The organism is Zhongshania aliphaticivorans (assembly GCF_902705875.1).
GTDB classification, from domain to species: Bacteria; Pseudomonadota; Gammaproteobacteria; order Pseudomonadales; family Spongiibacteraceae; genus Spongiibacter; species Spongiibacter aliphaticivorans_A.
Genome location: NZ_CACSIK010000002.1, coordinates 245,089 through 270,748, shown reverse-complemented (window position 1 = coordinate 270,748; position 25,660 = coordinate 245,089). Strand labels below are relative to the sequence as shown.

The 25,660-nt window shown below is 47.2% G+C and carries 17 protein-coding genes; 7 read left to right on the top strand and 10 right to left on the bottom strand.

What is annotated here, in order from left to right; all coding sequences use genetic code 11:
• Positions 1–209 precede the first annotated feature (209 nt).
• Positions 210–2,510 (top strand): TonB-dependent receptor, encoded by a 2,301-nt coding sequence (locus AELLOGFF_RS14725; protein ID WP_159269667.1) that lies wholly within the window; start codon positions 210–212, stop codon positions 2,508–2,510.
• A gap of 98 nt (positions 2,511–2,608) precedes the next feature.
• Here the strand turns inward: AELLOGFF_RS14725 and AELLOGFF_RS14720 are convergent, their stop codons facing one another.
• Both AELLOGFF_RS14720 and AELLOGFF_RS14715 read right to left on the bottom strand, forming a co-directional pair.
• Positions 2,609–4,801 carry an ATP-binding protein gene (locus tag AELLOGFF_RS14720; protein ID WP_159269666.1) on the bottom strand — a complete coding sequence of 731 codons (2,193 nt, stop codon included), beginning with the start codon at positions 4,799–4,801 and terminating at the stop codon, positions 2,609–2,611.
• A gap of 6 nt (positions 4,802–4,807) precedes the next feature.
• A complete protein-coding gene (locus tag AELLOGFF_RS14715; RefSeq protein ID WP_159269665.1) occupies positions 4,808–5,929 on the bottom strand; it encodes an FIST signal transduction protein in 1,122 nt (373 codons plus the stop codon).
• A gap of 692 nt (positions 5,930–6,621) precedes the next feature.
• On the opposite strand from AELLOGFF_RS14715, the gene AELLOGFF_RS14710 reads away from it, so the two are divergent.
• A complete protein-coding gene (locus AELLOGFF_RS14710; protein ID WP_159269664.1) occupies positions 6,622–8,028 on the top strand; it encodes an SDR family NAD(P)-dependent oxidoreductase in 1,407 nt (468 codons plus the stop codon).
• A 207-nt stretch (positions 8,029–8,235) separates the two neighbouring features.
• On the opposite strand, the gene AELLOGFF_RS14705 is transcribed toward AELLOGFF_RS14710, so the two are convergent.
• Complete coding sequence (locus AELLOGFF_RS14705; RefSeq protein ID WP_159269662.1) at positions 8,236–8,940, bottom strand: FKBP-type peptidyl-prolyl cis-trans isomerase; 705 nt, start codon at positions 8,938–8,940, stop codon at positions 8,236–8,238.
• Between the two features lie 194 nt (positions 8,941–9,134).
• Between AELLOGFF_RS14705 and AELLOGFF_RS14700 the strand changes: the two genes are divergently transcribed.
• On the top strand, positions 9,135–9,788 hold the full coding sequence (locus AELLOGFF_RS14700) for a hypothetical protein (protein ID WP_159269661.1): 654 nt from the start codon (positions 9,135–9,137) through the stop codon (positions 9,786–9,788).
• On the opposite strand, the gene AELLOGFF_RS14695 is transcribed toward AELLOGFF_RS14700, so the two are convergent.
• Positions 9,785–10,294: a TIGR02444 family protein gene (locus AELLOGFF_RS14695; protein WP_159269659.1), complete on the bottom strand. Its 510-nt coding sequence runs from the start codon at positions 10,292–10,294 to the stop codon at positions 9,785–9,787. The two genes, AELLOGFF_RS14700 and AELLOGFF_RS14695, sit on opposite strands and share 4 nt — an antisense overlap.
• Positions 10,295–10,325: 31 nt before the next feature.
• Between AELLOGFF_RS14695 and AELLOGFF_RS14690 the strand changes: the two genes are divergently transcribed.
• Positions 10,326–12,215: an ATP-binding cassette domain-containing protein gene (locus tag AELLOGFF_RS14690; RefSeq protein WP_159269657.1), complete on the top strand. Its 1,890-nt coding sequence runs from the start codon at positions 10,326–10,328 to the stop codon at positions 12,213–12,215.
• Positions 12,216–12,255: 40 nt separating this feature from the next.
• Here the strand turns inward: AELLOGFF_RS14690 and AELLOGFF_RS14685 are convergent, their stop codons facing one another.
• Positions 12,256–12,915, bottom strand: a complete 660-nt coding sequence (locus AELLOGFF_RS14685; RefSeq protein ID WP_159269656.1) for a glutathione S-transferase family protein — start codon at positions 12,913–12,915, stop codon at positions 12,256–12,258.
• A gap of 198 nt (positions 12,916–13,113) precedes the next feature.
• Between AELLOGFF_RS14685 and AELLOGFF_RS14680 the strand changes: the two genes are divergently transcribed.
• The gene (locus AELLOGFF_RS14680; RefSeq protein WP_159269654.1) at positions 13,114–13,731 is read left to right on the top strand and encodes a class I SAM-dependent methyltransferase; all 618 of its coding nucleotides are present in this window, start codon (positions 13,114–13,116) and stop codon (positions 13,729–13,731) included.
• A 20-nt stretch (positions 13,732–13,751) separates the two neighbouring features.
• Here the strand turns inward: AELLOGFF_RS14680 and AELLOGFF_RS14675 are convergent, their stop codons facing one another.
• Complete coding sequence (locus tag AELLOGFF_RS14675) at positions 13,752–14,408, bottom strand: 2OG-Fe(II) oxygenase (protein ID WP_159269653.1); 657 nt, start codon at positions 14,406–14,408, stop codon at positions 13,752–13,754.
• 98 nt (positions 14,409–14,506) lie between these two features.
• The gene (locus AELLOGFF_RS14670; RefSeq protein ID WP_159269651.1) at positions 14,507–15,400 is read right to left on the bottom strand and encodes a hypothetical protein; all 894 of its coding nucleotides are present in this window, start codon (positions 15,398–15,400) and stop codon (positions 14,507–14,509) included.
• 97 nt (positions 15,401–15,497) lie between these two features.
• On the opposite strand from AELLOGFF_RS14670, the gene argA reads away from it, so the two are divergent.
• Positions 15,498–16,808, top strand: a complete 1,311-nt coding sequence (argA, locus tag AELLOGFF_RS14665; protein ID WP_159269649.1) for an amino-acid N-acetyltransferase — start codon at positions 15,498–15,500, stop codon at positions 16,806–16,808.
• Position 16,809: 1 nt separating this feature from the next.
• Complete coding sequence (locus tag AELLOGFF_RS14660; protein ID WP_159269648.1) at positions 16,810–17,550, top strand: 16S rRNA (uracil(1498)-N(3))-methyltransferase; 741 nt, start codon at positions 16,810–16,812, stop codon at positions 17,548–17,550.
• A 14-nt stretch (positions 17,551–17,564) separates the two neighbouring features.
• On the opposite strand, the gene AELLOGFF_RS14655 is transcribed toward AELLOGFF_RS14660, so the two are convergent.
• From AELLOGFF_RS14655 to AELLOGFF_RS14645, 3 genes are all read right to left on the bottom strand, one after another.
• The gene (locus AELLOGFF_RS14655; protein WP_159269647.1) at positions 17,565–18,026 is read right to left on the bottom strand and encodes a chemotaxis protein CheW; all 462 of its coding nucleotides are present in this window, start codon (positions 18,024–18,026) and stop codon (positions 17,565–17,567) included.
• On the bottom strand, positions 18,023–23,500 hold the full coding sequence (locus tag AELLOGFF_RS14650; RefSeq protein ID WP_159269645.1) for an Hpt domain-containing protein: 5,478 nt from the start codon (positions 23,498–23,500) through the stop codon (positions 18,023–18,025). Before AELLOGFF_RS14650 ends, AELLOGFF_RS14655 begins: the two co-directional genes overlap by 4 nt.
• A 111-nt stretch (positions 23,501–23,611) precedes the next feature.
• Positions 23,612–25,645 carry a methyl-accepting chemotaxis protein gene (locus tag AELLOGFF_RS14645; RefSeq protein ID WP_159269644.1) on the bottom strand — a complete coding sequence of 678 codons (2,034 nt, stop codon included), beginning with the start codon at positions 25,643–25,645 and terminating at the stop codon, positions 23,612–23,614.
• Positions 25,646–25,660 lie beyond the last annotated feature (15 nt).

The window sequence follows — 25,660 nt, the reverse complement described above, 5'->3', positions numbered from 1 at the left end:
TTCGCACCAGCGACCATGCAAACCCGCGCTTTCAGTGCTACCTTCAATACTACTAATAAGCTAACACCCTGTAACTACAGCTGTCGATTAGCGCAAATAATAATTACGGACAACCAATAATGCCCTCAAAATATATCCCAGCACTTACCATACTCAGCAAGAACACTAGACAAATCGGCGCTTTCACGCTTTTTACCGTTGGATCAAGCATGTTAAGCAGCCCCTTAACCGCAGCGCCTCGTATTATTGAAGAGGTCATTGTAACCGCCAATAAAAAAGCCGAAAGCACCCAGGATGTGCCACTCTCGATTTCCGTCGTCGGTGCAGATTTCATCCAAGAATCTGGTCTGTCTGATGTGGGGGAGATTACCCGCTATATTCCCAATGTAAGCTTTGATTCATCTTTGGCGTTGTATACCAGCATTACCATCCGTGGCTTCGGCACACCGCCACTTGGCGTTGGCTTTGAACCTTCGATTGGACTTGTTATTGATGACGTTCCCTATGGGCGCTCTACTTTTGCCCAAGATGCGGTATTTGATATTGATCGATTAGAAGTGTTACGCGGCCCACAGGGCACCCTTTTCGGTAAAAATACACTAGGCGGAGTACTTAATTTTCACACCATGGAGCCAACGCCAGAGCCAGAGGGTTTTATTAAGTTTGGCCACGGCGAAGATATTGAAAGTAATAGTATTGAAGGCGCGATATCTGGCCCCATCTTTAGCGAGAAATTTTTAGGTCGGTTGGCATTCCGCTATAATGACGCCGATACACTTGAATACAATAGTACCCGAGACGAACAACAGACACAGGAAGACAAAGCCGTTCGTCTAAAACTAAGCTGGTTCTTAAGTGATACGCTAACCGCCAAGTTCACTGGCTTATATGCCGAGTCGCTAACCAAGGGTTATACGCAATCATTATTTATTGCCAGTGACCGCAGCATGCGAGTATTCCAAGAATACGACCCCGACACAGAGTCTGACGCTTTCGACCAAAACACATCCACTGACGCGCCAACCAGATCAGACCGCGAAGTAAAAGCCGCGTCCTTGAGCTTAATTTGGCAGCCTGATGAGCTAATGGGCATTATAGCGCCAGAACTCACAACCATTGCCTCCTGGTCCGAGGTGATCACGCCTTACTCTCTTGATGTAGACTATTCACCAGTACCTTTGGTTGCTTTTAACGAGCCGCCAAAAGGCAATCCCTATTCGGCAAAAGCGATTGAAATGCGACTAGCCGGCGGCTTAAACGCCCCCTTTGATTGGGGCGAGGGTATGGATTTTGTTGTAGGGGTTTTTGCCCAAGAATCTACCAACGACGTATTTCAAGACATTGATGTTAGCTTAAATGGGCTAGTAGCCTTTGCACGCGCAGGGGCCATAGTACAGAACATTCAACTGCCCTTTGACCCCTTGCTCATTGACCTGCCCATTTCATTACCCGATTTAATCCCTGGCTTTATTGAGCGGGAAAGATATATTTCTGCAACCCAATCAGAAACCCAATCCTTTGCCATTTTTTCGCAATTTAATTGGATTTTAACTGACCGCCTAACCGCAACTGCCGGTATTCGTTATGGCCAAGATGAATCAGAAGGTTCTTCTTATTCACAAGTAGCTGAGGGCCTTAGCATCTCAGGTGGCTCATTAAATCAAAGTGACTTTGACGCTCCCAACTTAAGCAGCAAAGAAAGTAATGTCTCACCAAAACTCGCATTTAATTATGAGGTATTGCCCGATATTAATATTTACGTGAACGCAGCAAAAGGATTTAAAGCTGGCGGGTTTGACCCCGCGCCCCTTAATGATGACAACCTAACTTACAAAGGCGAAGAAACGCTTACCTATGAAGCGGGTATGAAGTCTCGGCTTCTTGGCGGATCGTTAACACTCAATATGGCGGTGTTCGACAGTGAAGTTAAGAATCTGCAAATACGCACATTTTCCGGTGTTACCCTCACCACCTTTAATGCACCTGAGTCATCAAGTCGCGGCGCCGAAATGGACTTCTTCTGGCTACCGCCTATTGACGGGGTAAGCCTTGCAGGCAGCTTGGCCTATTTAGACGCTAAGTACGATAGCTTTACTGAAGGTCCGCCATTGTTCACCTCTGAACAAAATCAAACTCAAGACCTGAGTGGTAGGCCATTACCTTACGCACCACGCTGGTCAGGCTCACTATCCCCTCGGTGGGAATTCCCAGTATTTGGCAGCGCAAATATATTAGGCAGCATTCGGATGAATATTTCTTATACCGATGAACGCTACCTTGATTCAGACATCGATCCAAACACATTACAAGATGCCGTTACTCGCACAGACGTAGGCCTTGGTTTGCGATCAGAAGTAAGCGGCTGGTCGGTTAACTTCCAGGCGCGCAATGTCACTCAAGAACAAGATGCGGTGCTAATTTTGGATCAACCACTTATCCCTGGCAACTACACAAAAACGCCACACCCCGACCAAACAACGTATCAACTTGATTTTAGAGTTGGCTTCTAAATAATTTCTGAAATTAATTAACTTCATCAAATAATAAAAATAAAAAAGTGAAGTTAATTAACCATACGATGAGAAAAATAATCGCATTATTATGGCGGTTACACTCGGTATTTTCCCAGCATCGCCACTAACTGCTCTTTTCTAAACGGCTTTAGCAAATAATCGTTCATACCCGCGGCCAAACAGCGATCACGATCACTAGCCAAAGCATTTGCTGTCATTGCGATAATAGGCATTGCATTTAGCTCAGCATTTTTACGAATATGTTCCGTTGCCACAATGCCATCCATCTCCGGCATTTGCATGTCCATAAAAACCAAGTCAAATGGCTGCGCCTTAATACTCTCTAAAGCTTTGAGACCATTTTCAGCAATTGTTGTTTTACATCCCAAGCCTTGCAGCATCGTGTTAATGACATACTGATTTACTTGGTTGTCCTCAACCAAAAGAATGCTCATATCAAAATCAGAAGAAACTATCTTTTCAGCCGCAGACTCAACCGCCAAATACTCACCAGCGTCAGCCCTTGTTAATGGCAAGCACGCACTAAACTGAGAACCTTGCCCCAGCACACTACTGACGTGAATACTTCCTCCCATTAGCTCCGCTAATTGCCGGCTAATGGTTAAGCCTAAACCACTACCGCCGTATCTGCGTGTGGTGGTGCTATCTGCCTGAGTAAATTTTTCAAACACCTTTGCAATGTGTTCGGCACTCATGCCCACACCGGAATCTTTCACTACAAAGTTAATAGCACCACTATCACTCTCTACGTGAACCGATAACGTGACATAGCCCACTTTAGTAAATTTCAATGCATTGCTAAGCAAGTTATTCAGTATTTGCTTCAGTCGGGCCTCATCGCCATTAACATGAATTGGCACATCGCTGTCACAATAAGCTGTCAGCTCAACACCTTTATCACTCGCCACGGCCTGAAAGGTTTCGACGGTGTCTCGAATCGAGGTATTCAGATCAAACACCTTATATTCAAGCTCTAATTTACCCGCCTCAATTTTTGAGAAATCTAAAATATCACTAATAACAGAAAGTAATGTCTCTGATGAACGCTTTAAAGTATCTAAGCGCTGCCGCTGTAATGTATCTGCTGGCGACTCGCGGAGTATTTCAACCAAGCTCATAATGCCATTTAACGGCGTGCGAATTTCATGGCTCATCGTAGCTAAAAACTCAGACTTAGCTAAATTTGCACTCACCGATTCCACATGTGCATCACTAAGTGACTTTTGATTTTGATCTCGTTCAATCTCACCACCTAACCAATGAGCAGCGAGCTGCATTAAGTACTTGTGAATATCGCTAAAACGGCTTGGTGTTGGCGAGGTTAAGCAAACCGTACCAAATAACTCGCCCTGTACAAATACGGCTGCACCGATATAACTTCCGATGCCAGCAAACATCTCACTGGATCCATCGATTAAATCCGTTTTTTGCAGATCGGGAATCATCCTCACACGACTTTCTGAATCAACACATCTTGCGCATATCGTGTCGCGGAAAATATTTTGATCACCCACCTCCAGTGCACCGATTCCAACAGCATATAGCACCTCAATGGTCTCTGCTTTTAAAGCATTTATTCGACCAAAATTTGTCCCAATTATTTTATTAAGTAACGCTAATAATTGAACACACTTTTGCTCAAGGCTCAGCTCAATTTGCGCTGACAAACGGCCAAGCTTAGCAAGAGCTGATTCATATTCAACTTGATCATTTATATCGACCAAGGTACCAGCCATTCGCAATGGCGCACCCGTCGCGTCGCGCTCAATAACTTTTCCGCGCATTAACACCCAGTACGATGAACCACTAGGTTTACGCATATTTATTCGAGCCTCAAACAAGCTGTCTTCGGTGCGAATATGACTAAATATTCGTTTACCAAGCGCCTTGAGCTCCTCATCAGAAATGCTTTTTAACATGAACTCAGCAACACTGATGTTGGCTTCCGGAGAATAATCAATAATAGCTTTAAAACCTGGATTACAATCCACAAGCTCCTGACCAACCTGCCACTCCCAAAGCCCAAGGTCGGCACTGTCTACCGCGTATTCATAAAATTCTCGAATTCTAATTGTTTCGGCTCTTAGCGCTTCATTACTGGCACCAAGCTCCGCAGACACCATGGCCAATGATCGCTGACTCCGCTCTACGACTGAGTCGAAATCGGCATAAGCCGCTGCAACGAGATCTAATAATTTTTCTACATCAATTGACCCGTCAGCACTCGCAGATCGTAATTGGCGCTGTAATAATCGATGTCTAGACATAACGAATCATTCTTCCCAAAGGGTGGTGATAGTCATAGTTTGATTGTGTAACTGGCAGTTACCCGTAAATTCATGTGGGGCAATTTCACCATAGGCATAAAGCCCCACGATATTTGCCCCCACCGGCAAGACATCTTTTACCGCCTCGACTTCATCCGCAATCATTTGCCTCATCAGTAATTTACGGCCAATACCACTCACTAACAATGCCAATGGTTTCGTATTATTCATTCCAACTATGGCTTGCTCAGCCGACATTTCTGCACCTGTTGCAAGCTGCCCAAAGCTCGCACTCATTAGCTGGGCGCTATAGCCCTCAGGAACATCACCAGCAAAAATCAAACTCTTATTTATTTCGTCTATATCAATAACCGTACGGACAATATCTTGATCACGCTGACCCGGAGCGCGAATCGCTATAGGGTATAACAGTGCAGTACTTAGAAAATTATCAGCCTCACTACCCAAGTATTTCTTATATAAATCTAAAGCAGGCGATCCGTCTAACTCAAAAAGCACTGAGCCCTTTGATCGGCTAATTTGACGAGGCGGACCAAACACTTGCCATCCACCCGTATTACCACTGCGGCACTTTAACCTGCTCCCAGAAACACCTAAAGCCAACACTTGCCGAGCTTTTGGCTGTTCGTCTACACCTACATAAGTCTCGCCAAAGTCAGGCCCATCCCCCGCCAGCCCACCGGTTAACAATACCCCCTCAGGTAAAACCTGACTAAGCCCACGCACCAATTCACTACCGTTTACATTTAAGCCATCAGATAGGATAAACACCAACTTTAAATCATCACACCGCAATTCAGAGCCAAGTTTTATTCCTATCTTATATTCTTCAGTTTCCACTAAAGGCGCATTGGCAATAGAGAATGCAGCATGCTCAAAAGATAGCGCAACGCCGGATATACTGCCATCTAGCACCTCAGCGCCATAAATCTCACCGCCGCTGGAGCAGCCGATTTGACGAGCATTAGGGTAACGTGACCGCAATATGGACGAAACATCGTGAGCCCTAATGATTTGCGGGGCAGAAAAGTAGATTATTAGCTCTGCATCAGCCATCCCTGTTTCTGAATCCCAGCCATCTTGCCACGAAAATAACTCCGTCTTCATTATTAGCTCCCTGCACACTCTTTTGGCCCTAACTTATTACCGGCCCCAAAAATCGCTTAAGGTAGTTTCTCGACCCAACAGCTAGTGTAATTGATATAAATGAAACGAAAATACGTAGAAAAACCTTCAGTATTATATTTTAGCGTTTGAATAGCATAGATCATACGCACCCACTTCTTGGGCTTATGCCCACTTTTATCGCCTATCTACATTCGCAAAATGCCACTACAAAGAAAATCCGCACACATATAAAGCACGTAATATTCCTTAAGAACAAACTCTGCTAACTGGCTTATACAGCTGTGCTATATCAAGCCAAAATCAGTGAAAACATCGCAAACTAATACCAAGTATATCGGTAGTAAGAAGCCCAACAAGTTTTGGATAATAGCTTAGACGATTAACAGGAGAGATCATTATGTCAATTAGCAAGGAAGACGCTAACCTTAAAAGCACCCTAAATGCCCACATGGCCATCTTAGTTGGCGCCATGTTTATACTGGCACTGTTCATTCCCAATATCAGCTAATTCGGCGAAAATGGCGGCGTAATCAACACTGTTTGCGCCGCTCACTTCATATTTATTACTACCGTCACACGCTTTCATCTGATCCGTAGCCTGCAATAACTCGTAGCAAAAGCGAATGAGGTGCTGACCGATCCCGTGTCACCCAATTATCAAGGCGACTGTGATGAAGCATACCCTGCAAGAGAAAATTGTGATCAACCGCCCTCTTGGCGAGTGCTTTGCGTATTTAAGGGACTTCTCAACAATAGAACAATGGGACCCTGGCGTTTACCGATCAAGAAAATTGTCTGCGGGAGCGCCCACAGTAGGCACAGAATATGAGGTAATACTAAAATTACCCGGTAATAAGCAGGCCCCAATGCTTTACACGCAACTCGCTATCGACGAGCCCAATAAACTTATTCTGAGTGGTAATGGCGGCAACTTCCACGCCCTTGATACGCTTTCATTCTCCGCAATCGATGATACTCACACTGAAATAAGCTACCGAGCTGAGCTCGAATTGCAATGGTTACTGGCTAGCCTGTCCTGGCTCAGTAAACCCTTTTTAAATCGCCTCGGAAAAAAGGCTGCAGACGGATTAAAGTTGGCGCTTACCAACCCCGCAGTTCCTTTAAAAAAGAGAGTAAAGGATGATATTTACGACCGACTGATCTTACCTGCCGCACTCTCATTTGGTCGGCGCGGCTATCTTTCACAAGCCCGAAAATCACATACCAACAGAATGGATGGCAAAACCATCGCAATAACGGGCCCCACCGCAGGCATCGGTTTAGATACCGCCTGCGAGTTAGCCAGACTTGGCGCAAGCCTAGTATTAATTGGAAGAAACACCGAAAAACTTGAAAAGACTGTTAAGACGATTAGCGAATTTAGTGGTTGCCAATCAAATAACCTTCACATAGTAGAAGCCGATCTTAGCTCGCTAAAAGCTACTGCCACCGCAGCGCGGTATATCGCTCAAAACCTTCCACGCATAGATGTACTGATTAATAACGCCGGTGCGTTATTTCCTCAGCGAGAAGAAACGGTTGATGGGTTTGAAAAGTCCTTGGCCGTTAATTTCTTAGCACCTGTTTTGCTCAGCCAATTACTTACCGACCATTTCAATCAGAACAGTAGAGTCATTAATGTCGTATCTGGCGGGCTATACCTACAAGCTCTGAATATTAATGATTTACAATTTCAGGATGAGCCATATGACGGCAGTAAAGCTTACGCTCGCGCTAAACGCGCCTTAGTCTATATGAGCCAAGGCAATACCGAGCAAACCAGTTACTTCACCACCCATCCCGGCTGGGCAGCAACGCCAGGGGTGGCCAAATCACTGCCTAGCTTTAATCAGAAATTAGCGAATTTTATGCGTGACAGTCGAATGGGGGCAGATACCATCATTTGGCTCGCTAGCACACCGGGACTAAGGCCCAGCAATGAACCGCAACTATGGTTTGACCGACACCCACATCGCTGCGACATACTGCCCAAAACCAAGGCCAGCACTGCGGTTCAACAACAACTTATACACTGGACGACGGAAACCTTAGCCCAATATAAAGACATAAAGCGATAGACCTATCGATATATCGCAGGTGGTTATAAGAAATATCCCACAAATTAGGCCGGCAATAACCAATTTTCTTTAGCTGCGCAAAAGCTAAACTAATCACGGTCAAGGATGACTACGGTGCAACAAGGATGTACGGCACCGCTAAATTGCAGACAAATAAAAAAGGCCCTGATCTGGGCCTTTTTTATTTCTTTAGCTAAGCTGCAACGACTATTTGTCGTCACCCTCAATACTAATTAACTCCACATCAAAAATTAATGCTGAATTGGGGCCAATCGTATCGCCTGCACCACCTGGGCCGTAGGCTAAAGCGGGTGGAATATATAATTTCCACTTAGAGCCAACAGACATTAACTGCAGCGCTTCTGTCCAACCAGGAATTACCCCGTTCACAGGAAAGCTCACCGTTTCACCGCGCTCATACGAGCTATCAAACACGCTACCATCAAGTAAAGTACCGTGATAGTGAACCTCTACTTTGTCGTTCGCACTCGGCTTAGCACCATCACCCTCAGTCAAAATTTGATACTGAAGGCCACTTTCTGTGGTTATCACACCCTCTTCGGTACTGTTTTTTGCCAAAAATGCATCGGCTTCTTCTTGATTCTTAGCGCCAACTTCTTGAGCCTCTTCCTGACGAGCAGCTAATTGTTCCTGCTGATACGCTTGTAACGTGCTCATTATCTCTTCTTCTGTCATCTGCAATTCACCACCAGCAAGAGCATCACTCATACCTGCGCTGAAAGCATCAACATTTAAAGGAAGATCATTGCCAAATCGTGCGCCAATATTGACACCGATTCCGTAACTCACTTTTGAAATATTATCTGTCAAGTCAAGCTTCGACTCTGTTTCATTACCACAAGCCGTAAGCAGACCACTCATTACCACCGCACAAACCAGTGTCTTCTTCATGTAACTACCTTTAATAGATAAAAAATACTGCCGCGAATTCGACATGCATACTCAGACCATAGTCTGCCACAAGCGTTCCTAGAGACACAGCACCCCAAGGTATAAATCCCCGTTGAATAGGTATATAGATTCTCCGCGCCAAGTTTGTATAATGCAGATTGATGTTTTTTTGAACATTCGTAGGGTTAAATCTCATGACTGGCAATAAAAACAAAAGCAAAACCCCACTTAGCGAGCTTCAACACCTTCAATCAGAGCTCCATTCACTCAGAGAAAAACACATCGCCGCGCTAGAGCAAGCGCTGTTGCGCCTTGATAAAGAAGAACTTTCCCAAAAATCTAGAATTGATAAAACCCGCGAGCAACTTGCTAATGCTAAGCTCCGCGCAAAAGAGCAACAGGGCGCCAGCCAAACGAGCTTAAGCGCTCTTCAAGCCAAATTTGACCTTTACCAAGCCGAGCTGGCCCAGCTTCGCAGTAAAATAATTGAGCAAAAGCTAGCTATTCGCAAAGAAAAGGCGGTATTGAAAGCCATCATTGACACTGAAAAGTCACTGAAAAAATCTGATAAGACCCCATCTTCAACGAATCAGAAAGCCGATGGCTCTATCACCGTGCCTTCAAGGCCCAAAGCATCATCAAGTAATGCTAAGCCAGCAAATATTACCGAATCAAAAAGCACGCCAATACCCCAAGCCACCGCTGCCACCCCACAGGAAAAACCCGCCGCGCAAATTGCTCAAGAAATTTATTCAACAAGTCGACGCCGAGTTCGACGCATGAGCGACATTCCCAGCCACCCTGACAAAGCTGGCGATAGGCTTGCCAGCCTATTTGATGATTTTTAGCGAATTTTAGCCATTTTTGCTGCCAATTCTCGACAGACGTTGCATAACGGCTCCGAATCTACCTCTGCGTGTATTCCAACATAGTGCAAGATATTGTCCGAATATCGAGTATTACCACCTACCGCCGTTACCCTCGTTTCAATTGCTTCCTGTAAGGCCATGATTTCCATTTTTTCAGCCGCTATTTCTGCGTTTTTTAAAGCGTCATATAGCGCCTTCACACCTTTAGCGTCACGACGAATACGTCGTAATGGTAAAATGTTAGCCTCCCTTATAGGAGCCACAAGACACATCAAGTCACGACAAATAAAGGGTGTCCACACTCGCCCCCGATAGCTACAATATCCGGCCGCCAGCAACATATTTACATCTAAATTGTAATGGTCCTGCAAATGCAGACAATGGCGCTGTATTATGGGGTCGGCATAGGCCAGTAGAGCAAACTGCCACAATGATTTCGGCAGCGCCTTTGGTGACTTTCCACCCGCATTAATTTTTTCATCCATTACTTGGTACTCACGCTATAATCGCGCCATCATGATTGAACTCCAGAACCTTAGTTTACAACGCGGCGGCAAAGCATTGCTCGAATCCGCTGATCTCCGCGTTAATCCCGGCGAACATATCGCCCTTGTTGGCGCCAATGGCACTGGTAAATCCAGCCTATTCCAACTTATGTGTGGCAAGCTAGTACAAGACAGTGGTGACTTAAAGATACCCGCGCAATGGCAAATTGCCCAAATGCGGCAGGAAGTTGACGCCAGCGACCGCCGCGCCATTGACTATGTAATTGATGGCCATCATCGTTTTCGCGAAATAGAAGCACTCATTGCTCAGTGTAAGGATGACCATCGGCTCGCTGAATTACATGGTGAACTCGATTTAATCAATGCTTATCAAATACGAAGCGACGCCGAACGCCTGCTCACTGGTCTAGGTTTTAAGCTAGAGGAATTAAAGCGTTCTGTGAACGATTTTTCCGGCGGCTGGCGAATCCGTCTCAATCTAGCCCAAGCGTTAATGTGCCCATCAGACTTAATGCTGCTAGACGAGCCAACCAATCACCTTGACCTAGATGCCAGCCTTTGGCTTGAGCAGTGGTTACACCGCTATGAAGGTACATTATTTTTAATCTCCCATGATCGCGACTTCATCGATGCCTGCTGTGATCACGTTGTTCACTTAGAACGACAAACCCTAACCCGCTACCGCGGTAACTACACCGCCTTTGAGCGCCAACGTGGCGAACGCCTTGCACAGCAGCAACAAGCTTTTGAAAAACAACAAGTTGTTCGCGCCCACATGGAAGACTTTGTCCGCCGTTTTCGCGCCAAGGCAACCAAAGCCAAACAAGCTCAAAGCCGATTAAAAGCACTGGAACGAATGGCAGATATCGCTCCAGCTCATATCGACTCACCTTTTAATTTTCGCTTTTATGAGCCAACACAATTTTCAGACCCACTGTTGTCGCTATCTCAAGCGACACTGGGATATAGCAGCCCGATATTACATAAACTCAACATCAGCATTCACCCCGGCACTCGGCTTGGGCTTCTTGGCGCCAATGGAGCAGGCAAGTCAACCTTAATGAAAACCCTTGCTGGTAGTTTGCAGCCCTTAACGGGTGAACGCCAGCAAGGCGAGCACCTTCACATGGGTTACTTCCACCAACACCAATTGGAATCATTGGATTTAAGTGCCAGCCCCATTCTCCAGCTTCAGCGTTTAAGGCCAGATGCCCGCGAACAAGAAATCCGCAATTTTATAGGTGGCTTTAATTTCCACGGAAAACACGCAGAACAAAGTTGTGAAAACTTTTCAGGTGGTGAAAAAGCGCGCCTCGCACTAGCTATTATTGTTTGGCAGCGCCCCAATATGTTGCTGCTAGACGAACCAACCAACCACCTTGATCTTGAGATGTGTCACGCACTGACCAGCGCCTTACAGAATTTCGACGGCGCCGTTATCTTAGTCAGCCATGATCGTCATTTGCTGCGCAATACCGTCGACGATTTCTTACTGGTCGACAACGGTCAAGCCCAACCCTTTGATGGCAGCCTTGAAGATTACCGCCACTGGCTACTAAACAGAGATAAAAATGCACCAAGCAGTCAGCAAGCAAACAATGATGATGCCCCACTTGTCGACAAGAAATTAGCGCGTCAACAAGCGGCGGCACGACGCGCGCAACTCGCACCATTAACGTCAAAACTGAAAAAATTAGAACAGGCCATGCAAACGCTATCTGAGCAACAAGCAGAAATAGAGGATCAACTTAGCGATAGCAGTTTGTACGATGAAATCAACAAAGAAAAACTGAAAAAGTTACTTGCTGAACAGGCTGCGCTGCTAGAAAAAAATAACAACACCGAAGAGCAATGGTTGACCATACAAGAAGAGTTAGATCTGCTAGAAAGCGAGCTGTAAAATGCCATGTGATGGGCATACCGCCCATCACATGTCGAACTTAAACCTTTCCTTTGATAGCCTCTAAAAATGCTGGCATCCCTGCTTGAGAGTCGCGCTCTAATTGCTGAGAAATATCTGCTGATGCCATCAATTCATCCCATTCACGCAACCCCGGCACGTCGGCCAAAACATCCCACTGATAAATAGACTGGGCCACCAGCTTGCATGTCACCATGCAATAGCGAAGCACAATATCCGCCAAAGTTATCGTCTCACCAAACATATAGGGACTGGGTTTAGCCAAGATAGCTAAAGCACGACACCCTTTAGTAATGGTGTCACGTACTTCATTTTTAATATCGTCACTTACTTTTTGCCCAGCAAGCACCTCGGGAAACAAACGACGTGCAGGTAACTCAAAATACAATTCAGCCATTTTCATTAACTCGTTGATCTTCGCTCGCTGCCATTCGTCAGCAGGCATCAACGGCTTCGCGGTATAAGTATTCTCAAGGTAATTTAATATAACGCTGGCTTCGGCCAAACACCCATGCTCAGTATCAATACTTGGTACTTTACCCATTGGGCTTTTGTCATTATAGGCTGGGTCCATGCCTGGAAACATCAGCACTTCATCAAACGCTATGTCCTTGTAAAGCAAGGCGTGTTTAACCATATTGAAATAATTGCTCACCGCAAAGCCATATAATTTCATCATACAGAGCTACCCCTTATACTGTTATTGTTAAGATCAACCCTCAGTATACGCGGCATTTAATTCCTTAAACCAGCGCTATGTTCTAGCTGACTTTTTAATAAAATTCAGTCAAGCATCTAAAGCTGACAATTTGGTAAGTTGCTGCCCCCGCCGAAGTTGGCTACTGTTCCCACATCTTATTAATCGCACGAGAAAACTATGAAGATTGCGCTCCCCATCGACATGAATAACGTAAAAGGCTTTTTGGCTGACGACGAGGCACAAGCGCTATATCAGCAAGCACTATCGGCCGCCGAATCAGGTGCGATTTTAGAAGTGGGAAGCTACTGCGGAAAATCAACAATATATTTAGGCTTAGCCTGCCAGCAAAAAAATAGTGTGGTTTACGCCATAGATCACCACATTGGCTCTGAAGAACATCAACTCGGCGAAATGTTTCATGACCCCGAGCTCTTTGATAGTGGCGAAGGTGTCTTTGACACCTTTAAGGAGTTTCGCCGCAATATTCGCAATGCGGGTTTAAACGATGTGGTAATTCCCGTTGTCGCCACCTCTGAGGTCAGCGCCAAACACTGGTACACGCCACTGGCAATGGTGTTCATTGACGGTGGCCACAGCCTTGATGCCGCCTTATGTGACTACCGTTGCTGGGCAACCAAAATTATGAAAGGCGGCATATTGGCAATACATGATTTATTTCCCGCTCCAGAAGAAGGTGGCCAAGCGCCCTACGCCATTTATAAAATGGCATTAGCGTCAGGCTTGTTTGAACCCATTGCCATTATTAATACACTGGGAATCTTACGTCGCCTTTAACGCTTGGAGGCGTAAGAAAATTATTGAGGGGGATCAATATGGGCACCTAAGGTGGTGTTCACCCTAAACCAGCCGGCAATACTGTAGCGCAGGCGGCTTGCCGTGGAGACTTCATGCGGGAAACGATCGCTCAAAAAAACCACCAGTGTGCCAATCAAAGGCGATATCTTTGCTATGGGCTCAAGGCCTTCTTCATACATCAGCAAATGGCCGCCATCAACAACAGCCCAATTAGGGTTTAAATAAAACACCGTTGATAACACGCGGTTTGTGCTGCCCTTGAATGCGTCTAAATGCTTTTTATAAAACGCGCCGGGCGCATAACGAGCAAAATGGCTTTCGTAATCAAACAACCCCATAAACAAACGACGATTAAGACCGGTGCGTAGCTGTTCCATCCAGTTTAAATAGCTGGCTTCAACATCGTTATCAATGCTCAACCAACGAATTTCATCATTGCGAATAAAAGGGTTTACCTGAAACTCGTTAGCCCGCCCCACTCCTGCAGAATGAAAGCCGTCGTCTTCAAAACTGGCAATTCGCTCAAAAAGTAACTCGGCAATGCCCCTAGGCAATGCCGCTGGCAAAGCAATATATCCCGTAGAGACCAGTGCATCGGCGATACGATCAAAAACCCGCTCCGCATCCTGCGTCGGTAATAGTATTTCAGCTTCCACAGGATGACCTCTAAGAAAAGAGCATACTTACCCTTAACAGCCACACTGTCACTCTTTATTTACAATTAATCACCGTAAACCTAGCCATAAACCATTAACTAACGAAGGTGTCGCAACGCCGCCACTAAATCCGGAATAAACTGCAAATAACTGCCGTACTGCCAGAGCTGGGTAGAAATAGATGGCCGTAACTCCCGCTCTACCTGGTCGATTAACTCATGTAATCGACGACGCCCTTGGGCGCGATTAACACCAACTTCAATAAGCGGCGCTAGTACTGGCGTCGCCACCACCATTGCCGCAAAACCGCCAATAGCACCACTTACCGCCACCCACGTAGGCACACCAAACCACCCCGCCCACATAGCCCCCCAAGCGCTTTGCTGACCAAGATAAAGACTGCTTGCCGCCGACATGCCAATCATTGACGCACTGCCAAAGGCAATTTTGTCGCTGATACCTCGGCCGAGTAGGCCCACCCCCACAAACATCAATAAATCGCGGCTGCTATCTTGATGCAAGCCCATTTGAGCCACCGCAGCCTTAAGCCTCTTGGCTGCCACGTCACTATCATAGGGGGCTAACGCAGCTTGTAAGCGGGCGACGTCGCCATGCTGGTAATCAGGATGAGAACGTAAATGTGCCACAAGAAGTGCCTGCAAAGCCGAAAGATCCATCACCTCATCTGACAAAATTTTTGCCACTGCCTGCTCTTTGCCCGTCAACTTACGAAATTCTGCCGGCTCCCCTCGCCCAGCTCGATGCACTAAACGCCAAATCGCCCGAGGAATATTCAATAAATCCGCAGGCACATCCGCCTTATTTTGCCAGTGCCTTCTTGCCACAACGGCTAAAGATCGAAAATACCGACTGTGGACATTATCTACACGCGCATGCGCAGTATTAAAGTGACCGCTAATAGCTTCTAGTAAAGCGGCCTGCCAATGAGCCTCTGCCGCTGTCATCTCTGAATTGTCTATATCAATACTCATCACTAGCCTGACACCAGAATCCACTAAAAAATGGCTTGTAAGCCTATGACATTACACACAAAATGAAAGCTTAAACTCATAACTCATACCGTCAGCCATGCCAGAACATACCAATTACGTAAAATGGTTTCGTAACTCAGCGCCATATATTAACGCTCACCGCGGAAAAACCTTCGTCATTATGTTCGGCGGCGAGGCGGTAGCGCACGCAAACTTTGCCAATATTGTGCATGATATTGCGCTGCTCAATAGCCTAGGCGTCAAGCTGGTCCTCGTTCATGGCGCACGACCACAAATAGAACAGCGAGTGCATGACGTAGGCATTGAAAGTCGTTATCACAACGATTTGCGCATCACCGACGATATAGAATTACGCTGTGTTACCGATGCGGCAGGCTCACTGCGCGCCCAAATAGAAGCACTATTATCCATGGGCGTGGCAAACTCGCCAATGCACGGCGCTGCAATCCGGGTATGCTCTGGCAATTACGTGACCGCTAAACCTATCGGCGTGGTAGACGGTGTTGATTTACGTCATACCGGTTTAGTCAGAAAAGTCGATGCCCACGCATTGCAGCAGCAACTCAACAATCAGAATGTGGTGATGTTGTCGCCGCTTGGCTATTCCCCAACGGGCGAAATTTTCAATCTCACCGCTGAAGATGTCGCGGTGCATACCGCTGCCGCCTTAAAAGCTGACAAACTGATTTTATACACAGCAGATGACGGATTGCTAGATAGTGACGGCAAGCTGATACGGCAATGTGAATACCGGGATGTCGATGCTGAATTAGAGCAACAGAGTGCATTGCATAGCGACAGTATTGTGCAAGCGGTTGTCGATGCCGGTGATTTAGGCATTAATCGCTGCCACATGGTGTCATTCCAGCAAGACGGCGCTTTGCTACAAGAACTCTTTAGTCGCGACGGTGCCGGAACGCTTATTACCCAAGAGCACTACGAACAATTTATGACTGCCAGTATCGATGATGTCGGTGGGTTACTAGCCATCATTGAACCACTAGAGGCTAAAGGCGTTCTTTTAAAGCGTTCCCGTGAACTGCTGGAAAACGAAATTGACCATTTTAAAATCTTAGTGCGAGATGGCATGGTGGTCGCTTGTGCCGCTCTGTATCCCTACCCAGAACAACGCAGTGGTGAAATTGCCTGTGTTGCCACCCATCCAGATTACCGGGGCGCTGATCGCGCTGAGCGGCTCTTAGAGCTACTTGAACGAGAGGCATACAATAAAGGCTTACAATCGGTGTTCGTCCTCACCACACAGACCGCGCACTGGTTTCAAGAACAGGGCTATGTGGAGTGTCAAATTGATGATTTACCGCCGGCTAAAAAGCAGCTTTATAACTTCCAGCGTAAATCCAAAGCCTTTATAAAGACCTTAAATTGATATGCGTGTACCACGAATTTATGTAGAGCAAGCGCTAGCTGTAAACCAAGAACTTATTCTTGATGAGCGGGCAGCACACTATGTCTCTCAGGTGCTACGGATGCGTACTGGCCGCGAGCTCATCTTGTTCAATGGTGATGGTTCGGCTTATCCCGCAAGTATCGTGGAAGTCGGAAAGAAATTAGTTCAGTGTCAGCTTGGTCATGAAACCATGGCCCCTTGCCCTGTATCTCCACTCAATATCGAGCTAGCCATTGGTATCTCAAAGGGCGACCGCTTTGACTGGGTTATTCAAAAAGCCACGGAGCTTGGCGTCAATACGATTACACCGCTGTTTACCGAACGCGGCGATGTCAAACTGAATGGTGAGCGTCTAGAAAAAAAGCAGCGCCACTGGCAGCAAGTCATGATCAGTGCCTGTGAGCAAAGTGGCCGCAATGACTTGGTAAAAATACATCAGGCCCAACGACTAGACGAATGGAATAACACCGCCCATAACGCCATTAAGCTGGTCTTGTGTCCAAGCCTGCATTCACCCCTGACCGAAAGTAATAGCACGACAAGCAGTGCCATATTATTAGTGGGGCCCGAGGGTGGGCTAAGTGAGACGGAGATCAATAGCAGTATTCAACAAGGCTTTCAGCCTCTGCAACTCGGACCGAGAGTGTTGCGTACAGAAACCGCACCCATTGCAGCCATCAGTATTATTCAGCACCGCTGGGGCGATATGGCGTGGACTTAATCGCTAAATGTCCGCTACAAACCCGCTAAAATTTCCTGTTCAAGCGCATCCCAGTTTGGGATTTTGAGCGCCATCCCTAAGGCGCTAACATGACTGTAAACAAGCGGACTGTCATCGGCATCTACCTCAGTAATATCACTGTCTCGCAATCGTGCTAAGCGGGGCACACCACTTAGCACCAAACCAAAAAATGGCATGTTCTGACGATTGCTAATGCCGTGTAAAACAACCATTTGTCGCAGCTCCAAACTCGGTGGTAAATACCCGTCAAGCAACCCTTCAAAACTAATCACCGGTATTTCCTGCTCACGCCATGCCATATAGCCCAATAAAAAAGAGGACGACACCGCCGAACTAAGCTGACCTGCCAACACCACCTCAGCCACCGCGGCATTGGGGATCAACAAATTGTGCCCCTGCAATGGCAGAACAATGTTTGTTAGCACTGACGATTGTGTTTTTGCCACTGTATTCATGCGCTCACCAAGTTAGAAGTTAGTTCATCAATTGCTTTTAACAATTGAATCTCTTGATAAGGCTTTCCGAGGAAGTTATGTACGCCCAGCGCAAATGCCCGCTGACGATGTTTTTCGCCGGTCCGTGAACTGATCATAATAATAGGAATATCTTTCATCCGCGGGTTGCCGCGTATCTTAGCTGCAACCTCAAAACCGTCCATACGTGGCATTTCAATATCAAGTAAAATCACATCGGGTAGGCGCTCGCTATCATTTAACTGATTAACAGCGTCCATACCATCACGAGCCAGTGCTACTTCCATATGTTGGCGGGCCAACAATCTCGAAGTCACTTTACGCACGGTCACCGAATCATCCACTACCATCACCAAGCGCTGATGCGTTTTACTGGCAACAGAAGGGAGTGACTGATCTTTACCGGCCAAACGCCTAGCCACATCAGCGCGAATGCTTGCCAACATATCCAAGATAACAACAACACTGCCATCGCCCAGCACCGTTGCACCCGATAAACCAGGAACTGCAGCAAACTGTGGCCCCAAGGTTTTTACCACCACCTCGCGGGAACCCAATAGCGAGTCAACTTGAATTGCGGTTGGCGGCTCTGCATTGCGAATCAACAGCACTGGGCGCGAGTCAACCTGCCCCTCTAAATGTGCAACTCGACCGGCATCTAGCAAGTTGCCCATATATCGTAAATTATATTGCTGTCCCGCATATTCAAATTCAGGACCACCGTCTTGATAATACACATCCAATTCGTAAGGGCTAACGCGCACAATACCTTCAATATTATTCAGTGGCACGGCGTATACTTCGCCACCCACACTCACCATCAAAGCGCGGTTTACCGACACCGTGAAAGGCAGTCTAATTTCAAAGCGTGAACCCTGGCCGGCTTCTGTCTGTATCTCTATCGCACCGCCAAGTTGCTTAATTTCACTGCGAACCACATCCATACCAACGCCACGACCAGAAATTTGGGTTACATTCTTAGCCGTGCTGAAGCCTGCGTGGAATATATATTCCAACAACTGCCGCTCGCTGAGTTCGGCATGTTCGCCAATCAAGCCCATGTCCTCAGCTCTCTGGCGCACAGCGTGTAAATCAATACCACCACCGTCATCATTGATCACGATCACCACGTCACCACCTTGGCGATCAAAACGCATATTGATTGCGCCAACCGCCGATTTTCCCGCGGCCTCGCGCACCCCCGAAGATTCAATACCATGATCTATGGCATTGCGAAGCATATGCTCCAATGCGGGAATAATTCTTTCCAACACACGGCGGTCCATCTCGCCCTGCGCATTGTAAACATTAAACTCTACTTGTTTGTTTAGCTCACTTCCTATTTGCCGCACACCTCGTCGCAACCGCGGTACCATACGTGAGAAATGCACTAATTGAGATCGCATCAAGCCTTCTTGAAGCTCGGTGTTTACCCGTGACTGCTGTACTAACAGCGTTTCCATATCACGGCTTTTTTCTAGCAATGTGCCGCGCAAATCAATCAAGTCTGATGCGGACTCTAAAAGCGATCTCGACAACTGCTGTAACTGCGAGTAACGGTCAAACTCAAGCGGATCAAAACCATCAGCACCCTCACTCTCTACCTGCTCTTGGCGGAAAATAATTTGCGCTTCGGTTTCTATATCCATGCGTCGCACCTGCCCTTGCAGACGCTCTACAGTGATTTCCATTTCTTCTAAAGAGAAGTGAATTTCACTCACCTGCTCTTCTACACGGCCTCGGGCAATTGACGTTTCACCCGCTAAATTGATTAACCGCTCCAGCAAAGGCGAAGGTACTTTAATCATTTCCTGCGGCGTCGCCCGCGACATTGACGACACCAACGCGCTTTCATTAACTGGCGGTGATTCACTAGACACAAAAGGCGTCAACCCTTGCGGAGCTTCGACCTCTGATAGATCTACAGCAGGCACCTGACTATCATCAGAGACGGTCAGATCAATAGGCTGGTTTATTGGCGCGACAGAGGTGGGATCATCAATCGCCGCGATGCCGCTTACAAGCTCATCTTGAAACTGCTGAACTTGGTGAAAAAATGCATCATCTTCCGTATTTTTATACGCTACCGCAGATGCAATCGCCGCTTCAAAATTATGACTAAGATCACCAACCGCAGCGAGTCCCGACAGTCGTGCACCACCTTTTAAGGTGTGCAAATAGCGCTGAATATTATCGAGATGAACCATCTCGCTACGATCACTAGCCCAGTGGTGAATCGATTCATCTAAGCTCTCTAAGAGATCTGCCGCTTCCTCTAAAAATATCTCGAGTATTTCAGCATCAACGTCGTCACTCTCGGACGGTTCCAACTCAGCAGGCGTAAACTCGTCTTGCTGTATATCACGAGGCTGGTCTTGAGAAGATAAGCTATCATCGATAACCGCTTTACTTATTGCCTCTTGCTCAGCTTGCTCAGCTTGCTCAGCTTGCTCAGCTTGCTCAGCTTGCTCAGCTTGCTCAGCTTGCTCAGCACTATCTTGGTTATGGCTAACATCTGACGCCACAATATCTGTTGGCTCAATAGGAGAAATATCTCCGAAAGGAGAACCATCACCGTCATGTTGAACACTAAAATCTGCATTGCGAACGCGATCGATTAGATCACTATTCTCAACAACCGTTTGCTCTGCAGCCAACTGATTTAGGTAATCCATCAGTTGCTCTAAGACTTCAACGAGCAAAGCCAAAAACGGCTTCGGCAAAGGATCTTTCGCGCCGCTAAGTAATACTTGCAGCGCCTGCCCAAGCTCGGCAACGGGCTCACAATGAACTTCTTCTGCACGCTGAGCAAAGACACCCACTAGCTTAGCTTGATAGAAAAGCAGGTCTGCGTTGAGGTCTTCCTGCTCATTCAATAGATCCAGCAAATTTAAGATACTGTCGCTATGGTTTGCTAAAAAGCTATCAATCGCACCTGCAGGGAGCTCTCCCCTCGCGACTCGATCAACGGCAAATTCCGCCTCGTGAATTAATTGCACAGACAAAGCGTTAATAGAAGATAATAAACTATTAGGCGTATGCAATGATGCAACCGGAGTGTCAGCCAACTGCCTAACCATTGAACGAACCTGACGCACGACATCAGAAAGTAAAGCAATCAAACTTTCACCCGCCGCGACTCGCATAGAACGCAATTCTTTTACCAAGCCCTCCAGCGGTGTAATGATATTTGCAACTGGCCAGACTTCGGCCATTTTTGACGAGCCTTTAAGGGTATGCAGGGCCCGCTGCACTTCATCACTTAGCTCTACAGGGTAGCTGTCTACCCCTTCAATATAAGCTTCTAGTACTCCTAAATGGGTATCCGCTTCGCCAATAAAAATAGCCGTTAGGCCATCTTCATCCACTCCTGCCGACATCGTGGAATGAGGAAGCTGCTCTTGGGTCAAGGCATCCGCAAAGCTAATTAAACTCGCAACGGGTGCATGGGGTAACTCATGGCCGTCAGCCAGTGCGGAAATCATCTCTGGCAATAAGGCGGCGACTTTTTCAATGAGCTGAAAACGCGCATCATCCATCACAAAATGGCTTTCTACCACTTTGTTAAGCATCGCTTCTATTGACCAAGCTAGCTCGCCAATTTGCTTGGCGCCGACCATACGACCACTACCTTTAAGGGTATGAAACGCCCGCCGAACTACTGCTAATGACTCCTCAGATTCTAATCTATCCTGCCATGCTGGCAGCGTTTCATTTAACAGGGCAATGACATCGTGGGATTCTTCAAGAAACACCTCAGCAATGTCTGGGTCTAGTTCTACCTGCTCGCCATGATCGCTAGGCGCAGGCTCAACTTGGCTTGGCTTATCCGGCCAATGCAAGATATTTGCATTTTGACTAGCCCTAACCGGATAACCAAGGCGTGCCACACAGGCTTCTGCTCCTGCTAATAAGGCATCGTCTTCATAGTGCCGACCGTGGCTGCTGCGCTCAAGGTAATAATCGACAGAGGTTAGCGCATCCGCTAAGGCATCTAACGTTTGCCAATCAGGGACTAACTGTTTGGAAATAATTTCATTAGCCAAGTATTCGGCGCACTGTTCCAAAATCATCGCTGGCGCGGTAAATTCCGCAGCATCCATCTGAGCTGCTACAGCAAAAAGTTGCGCGGGAAGCTGCTCCACATGCACGGTCTGCCACTGTTCAGACACGTAGGCAATAATGGCCTCTTGGGCGTCAAATAACACGGATCGGCTATATAAAATAACCGATTCAGCATTCGACTCAACACCAGAATCACGCTCCGACTCACTTGTTTGTATCGAGTCACTCACCACCGATAAACGATCAGCTAAGCGTTGCAAAGACGTCGCTACAACCTGAACTTGGCTGCCCGGCACCCCCTGTTTAACTTGCTCGATAATCGCATTTAACGGGTATAGCGTCTCAGTCCAACCCAGAACCGCTAAAGCGTCAGCGATATTAAGACAGTCGCTAAGCAAACTGTCATTATCAGCCACCCCCGCCGCAAGACGTAAAAGTTCAGCAGTGACCGAAGGTCGTGCAAGATCAGCAAACCGGGTGCCTACCTCATCATGTTTGCCGGTAGCTCCATCAAAAATACCAGCCAAACCGTGCTTTTCACGCTCACTTTGAATATAGCGCGATGATGCTGGGCTACTCGAAATATAAAATAATATGTCTTTAATTAACGGCAGAGAAACCACATTTTTTGTGGCCGCATGACCACCGTCAACAAGCGCTTGCAGCTCAGAGCCAAGGCGAGTTAATAAACTGCGCACCGCAAAGTGGTTGGCAATAGATTCATTTAGCAAGCCTTCGATTAAGGCTAATGCAGACCACCAGAGCACTTGTTGTGACTCTCCGCTGCATAATTTAGCGGCACGACCTGAGACCTTGCCGAGGTACATCAGGTTTTGCTTATCATCATCACCGCGCAGGTATGCCTGCAATGCAATTTGATACATTTTGAGCAATTTACTCGCAAGCTCATTAAACGAGTCCGCAAGTACTGCTTGAGCCGAAGCCGCTGGCGACAAATTGACGGGGGGATTAAATAGCAGTGAAGACGACAGTAACGGCTGATCTAAGGCGGCACGGAGATCATTAAATATCATGACTAACGATGCCGGCAGCTCATGCTGCTTGTCTTTCACACGTTGCAAATAAGCGGGTAACTCGTCAGCACTGGTCTGGACTACCAAGAGGACATCGCGGCGACGCTCAACGGCAATCTGGCCTTCGCTCAGCGCCAAAATGCTGCGTTCCATTTCGTCAACCAACAAGGCGGCGCCACTAAATTCGACCATCCGTAAACTGCCCTGCACTTGATGCAAAAGCATGCTGACGCGATCTAAGGACGCATTGTTGGTATTACTGAGGTAGTCATCAATCAGTGGCCCACACTGAGCTAGGGCGTCGGCAATCTCTCCGGCAACCCACTCAAGCGCAATGTAGTCTCGACGATCAGTCATGTCCTAGAACTCTGTATTCGGTTGCCATCGCAATGCCTACTGATCCATCGACAGCAAACACCTCGTGATGTAATAAGCACTCGTCCATGCCTAGCACGACGTGGTAGCAAATCAGCGCTGCTGCTCTGGCAATGTGAAACCGGCTACCGAGCTACGCAGATCATTTGTCATTTCTGCCAACGCCCCAATTGATCTAGCCGTTTCGGTAGAGCCTGCCGAGGTTTGCGAGGTGATTTGTTGAATAATTTGCATCGTAGAAGATATTTGTCCAGCAGACACGGCCTGATCCGCTGCCGCACTAGATATGTTCTGAATCAGCTCCGCCAATTCCTGCGATACCGCTTCGATTTCAGTCAAGGCCGTACCCGCATCTTGGGCAAGCCGCGCACCACGTACCACCTCAGAAGTGGTTTGCTCCATGGAGATAACCGCCTCATTGGTATCGGATTGAATCGCTTTTACCAAGGCTTCAATCTGCTTTGTCGCACCGGAAGATCGCTCAGCCAAACGCTGGACTTCGTCCGCAACCACGGCGAAACCGCGGCCTGCATCACCCGCCATCGATGCCTGAATCGCTGCATTCAATGCCAGAATATTGGTTTGGTCAGCAATATCATTAATCAAAGAAACGATATCACCGATTTCCTGTGAGGATTCACCTAGGCGTTTAATTCGCTTCGAGGTTTCCTGAATCTGCTCGCGGATGTTATCCATACCTTTGATGGTATTTTGCACCACCTCTGCACCGGTATTTGCGATAGCAACCGAACGCTGTGCAACTGTCGCAGACTCCCTAGCGTTGGAAGATACCCGGTCGATGGTTTGTGCCATCTCTGAAATAGCCGCAGATGCACCCGCTATTTCTTTAGCCTGACTCTCTGAAGCCTGCGCCAGAGTTAAGGCGGTAGACTGAGAGTTCTGTGCCGCCGACGATACTTCCACGGCGGTTTCATTAATCTGTGATACCAGTACCCGTAATTGGTCAATGGTATAGTTAATCGAGTCCGCAATGGCACCGGTGAAATCTTCTGTTACCGTTGCCGACGTCGTGAGGTCACCATCTGCAAGGTCAGCCAGCTCATCAAGTAAACGCAATATCGCCGTTTGATTTCGTTCGTTAGCGTCAGCTGTCTCGCGCAAGCGCATCTGCGTGGTACGCATAGACAACCAAGCCAACACTGCCAAGCCAATTAAAATGACACCAACAAAAATCAATGCGCTCGCAAACGACAAAGGTCGCTTATCAGAAAGCGTTGCAATAGCTGAGGACAGATTACTGGTTACTTGAGTGATGTCCGGCACTGTTGCCGCAATCAAAATAGCAGCTTGAGATGACTTTAATAATTCAGGAGATGCCTCAAAAACACTTTCCATTGAGCCGCTTAGCTGCTGAAAAGAAGTCTCAATAGACGCCAAAACCGCTTGGGCGTTACTACGACTGACACGCGCGATACCTTTGCTGCTATCTCCTTTAATCATGCCATTTAAAACCGCGGCAAACTCATTAGCATCATTGGTAAATTGCTCAGCTGCTTGGGTCGCTGCATCACCGCCACCAATCATGAGGTCAACGTGGCGCCCAATCCGCTCGGCCAACCATGACTGCCGCTGGGCAATTGCTACTTGTTTTGCTGAGCTGCCACTTGTTAATAAAATATCGACAATTTTATTATTGTTGCTCTGTAACTCAGGAAGTTGTTGGCTTAGGTTTTCAGCAACCTGATACAAAAAAACAATGCGCTCACTGTTACCGGTAATGGTGTCTACGGCGCTGTCCACCTGAGCCCATAATGAATTTAAGCGGTCTATATCATCGCCTAGCATCGCCGCTGGGGAGGGCAGTCCTTTACCGCCATTCACTAATGTTGCCCTAGCTTGCTCAAAATTTCGCTGGGCACGAGCCAACGTATCAAAGCTTGCCTTATCACCCAGCGCCGCCTCCCGCGAGGTGTTTGCTATCTGCTGGGCGTATAAGCGCATTTCACTGGTCAATTCCAGATAACGCTGATCATAATCTGCATCACGCAAGATAATGAAAGTATTTAACCCAGCGCCGATAAACCCCGCCAGAATAATTATAACGAGCACACTAACAACACGGCTGGCTCGCAATCGTGCCAAAGCGCCTTGATTACCTGCTTTCATTTACCCGAACTCCCA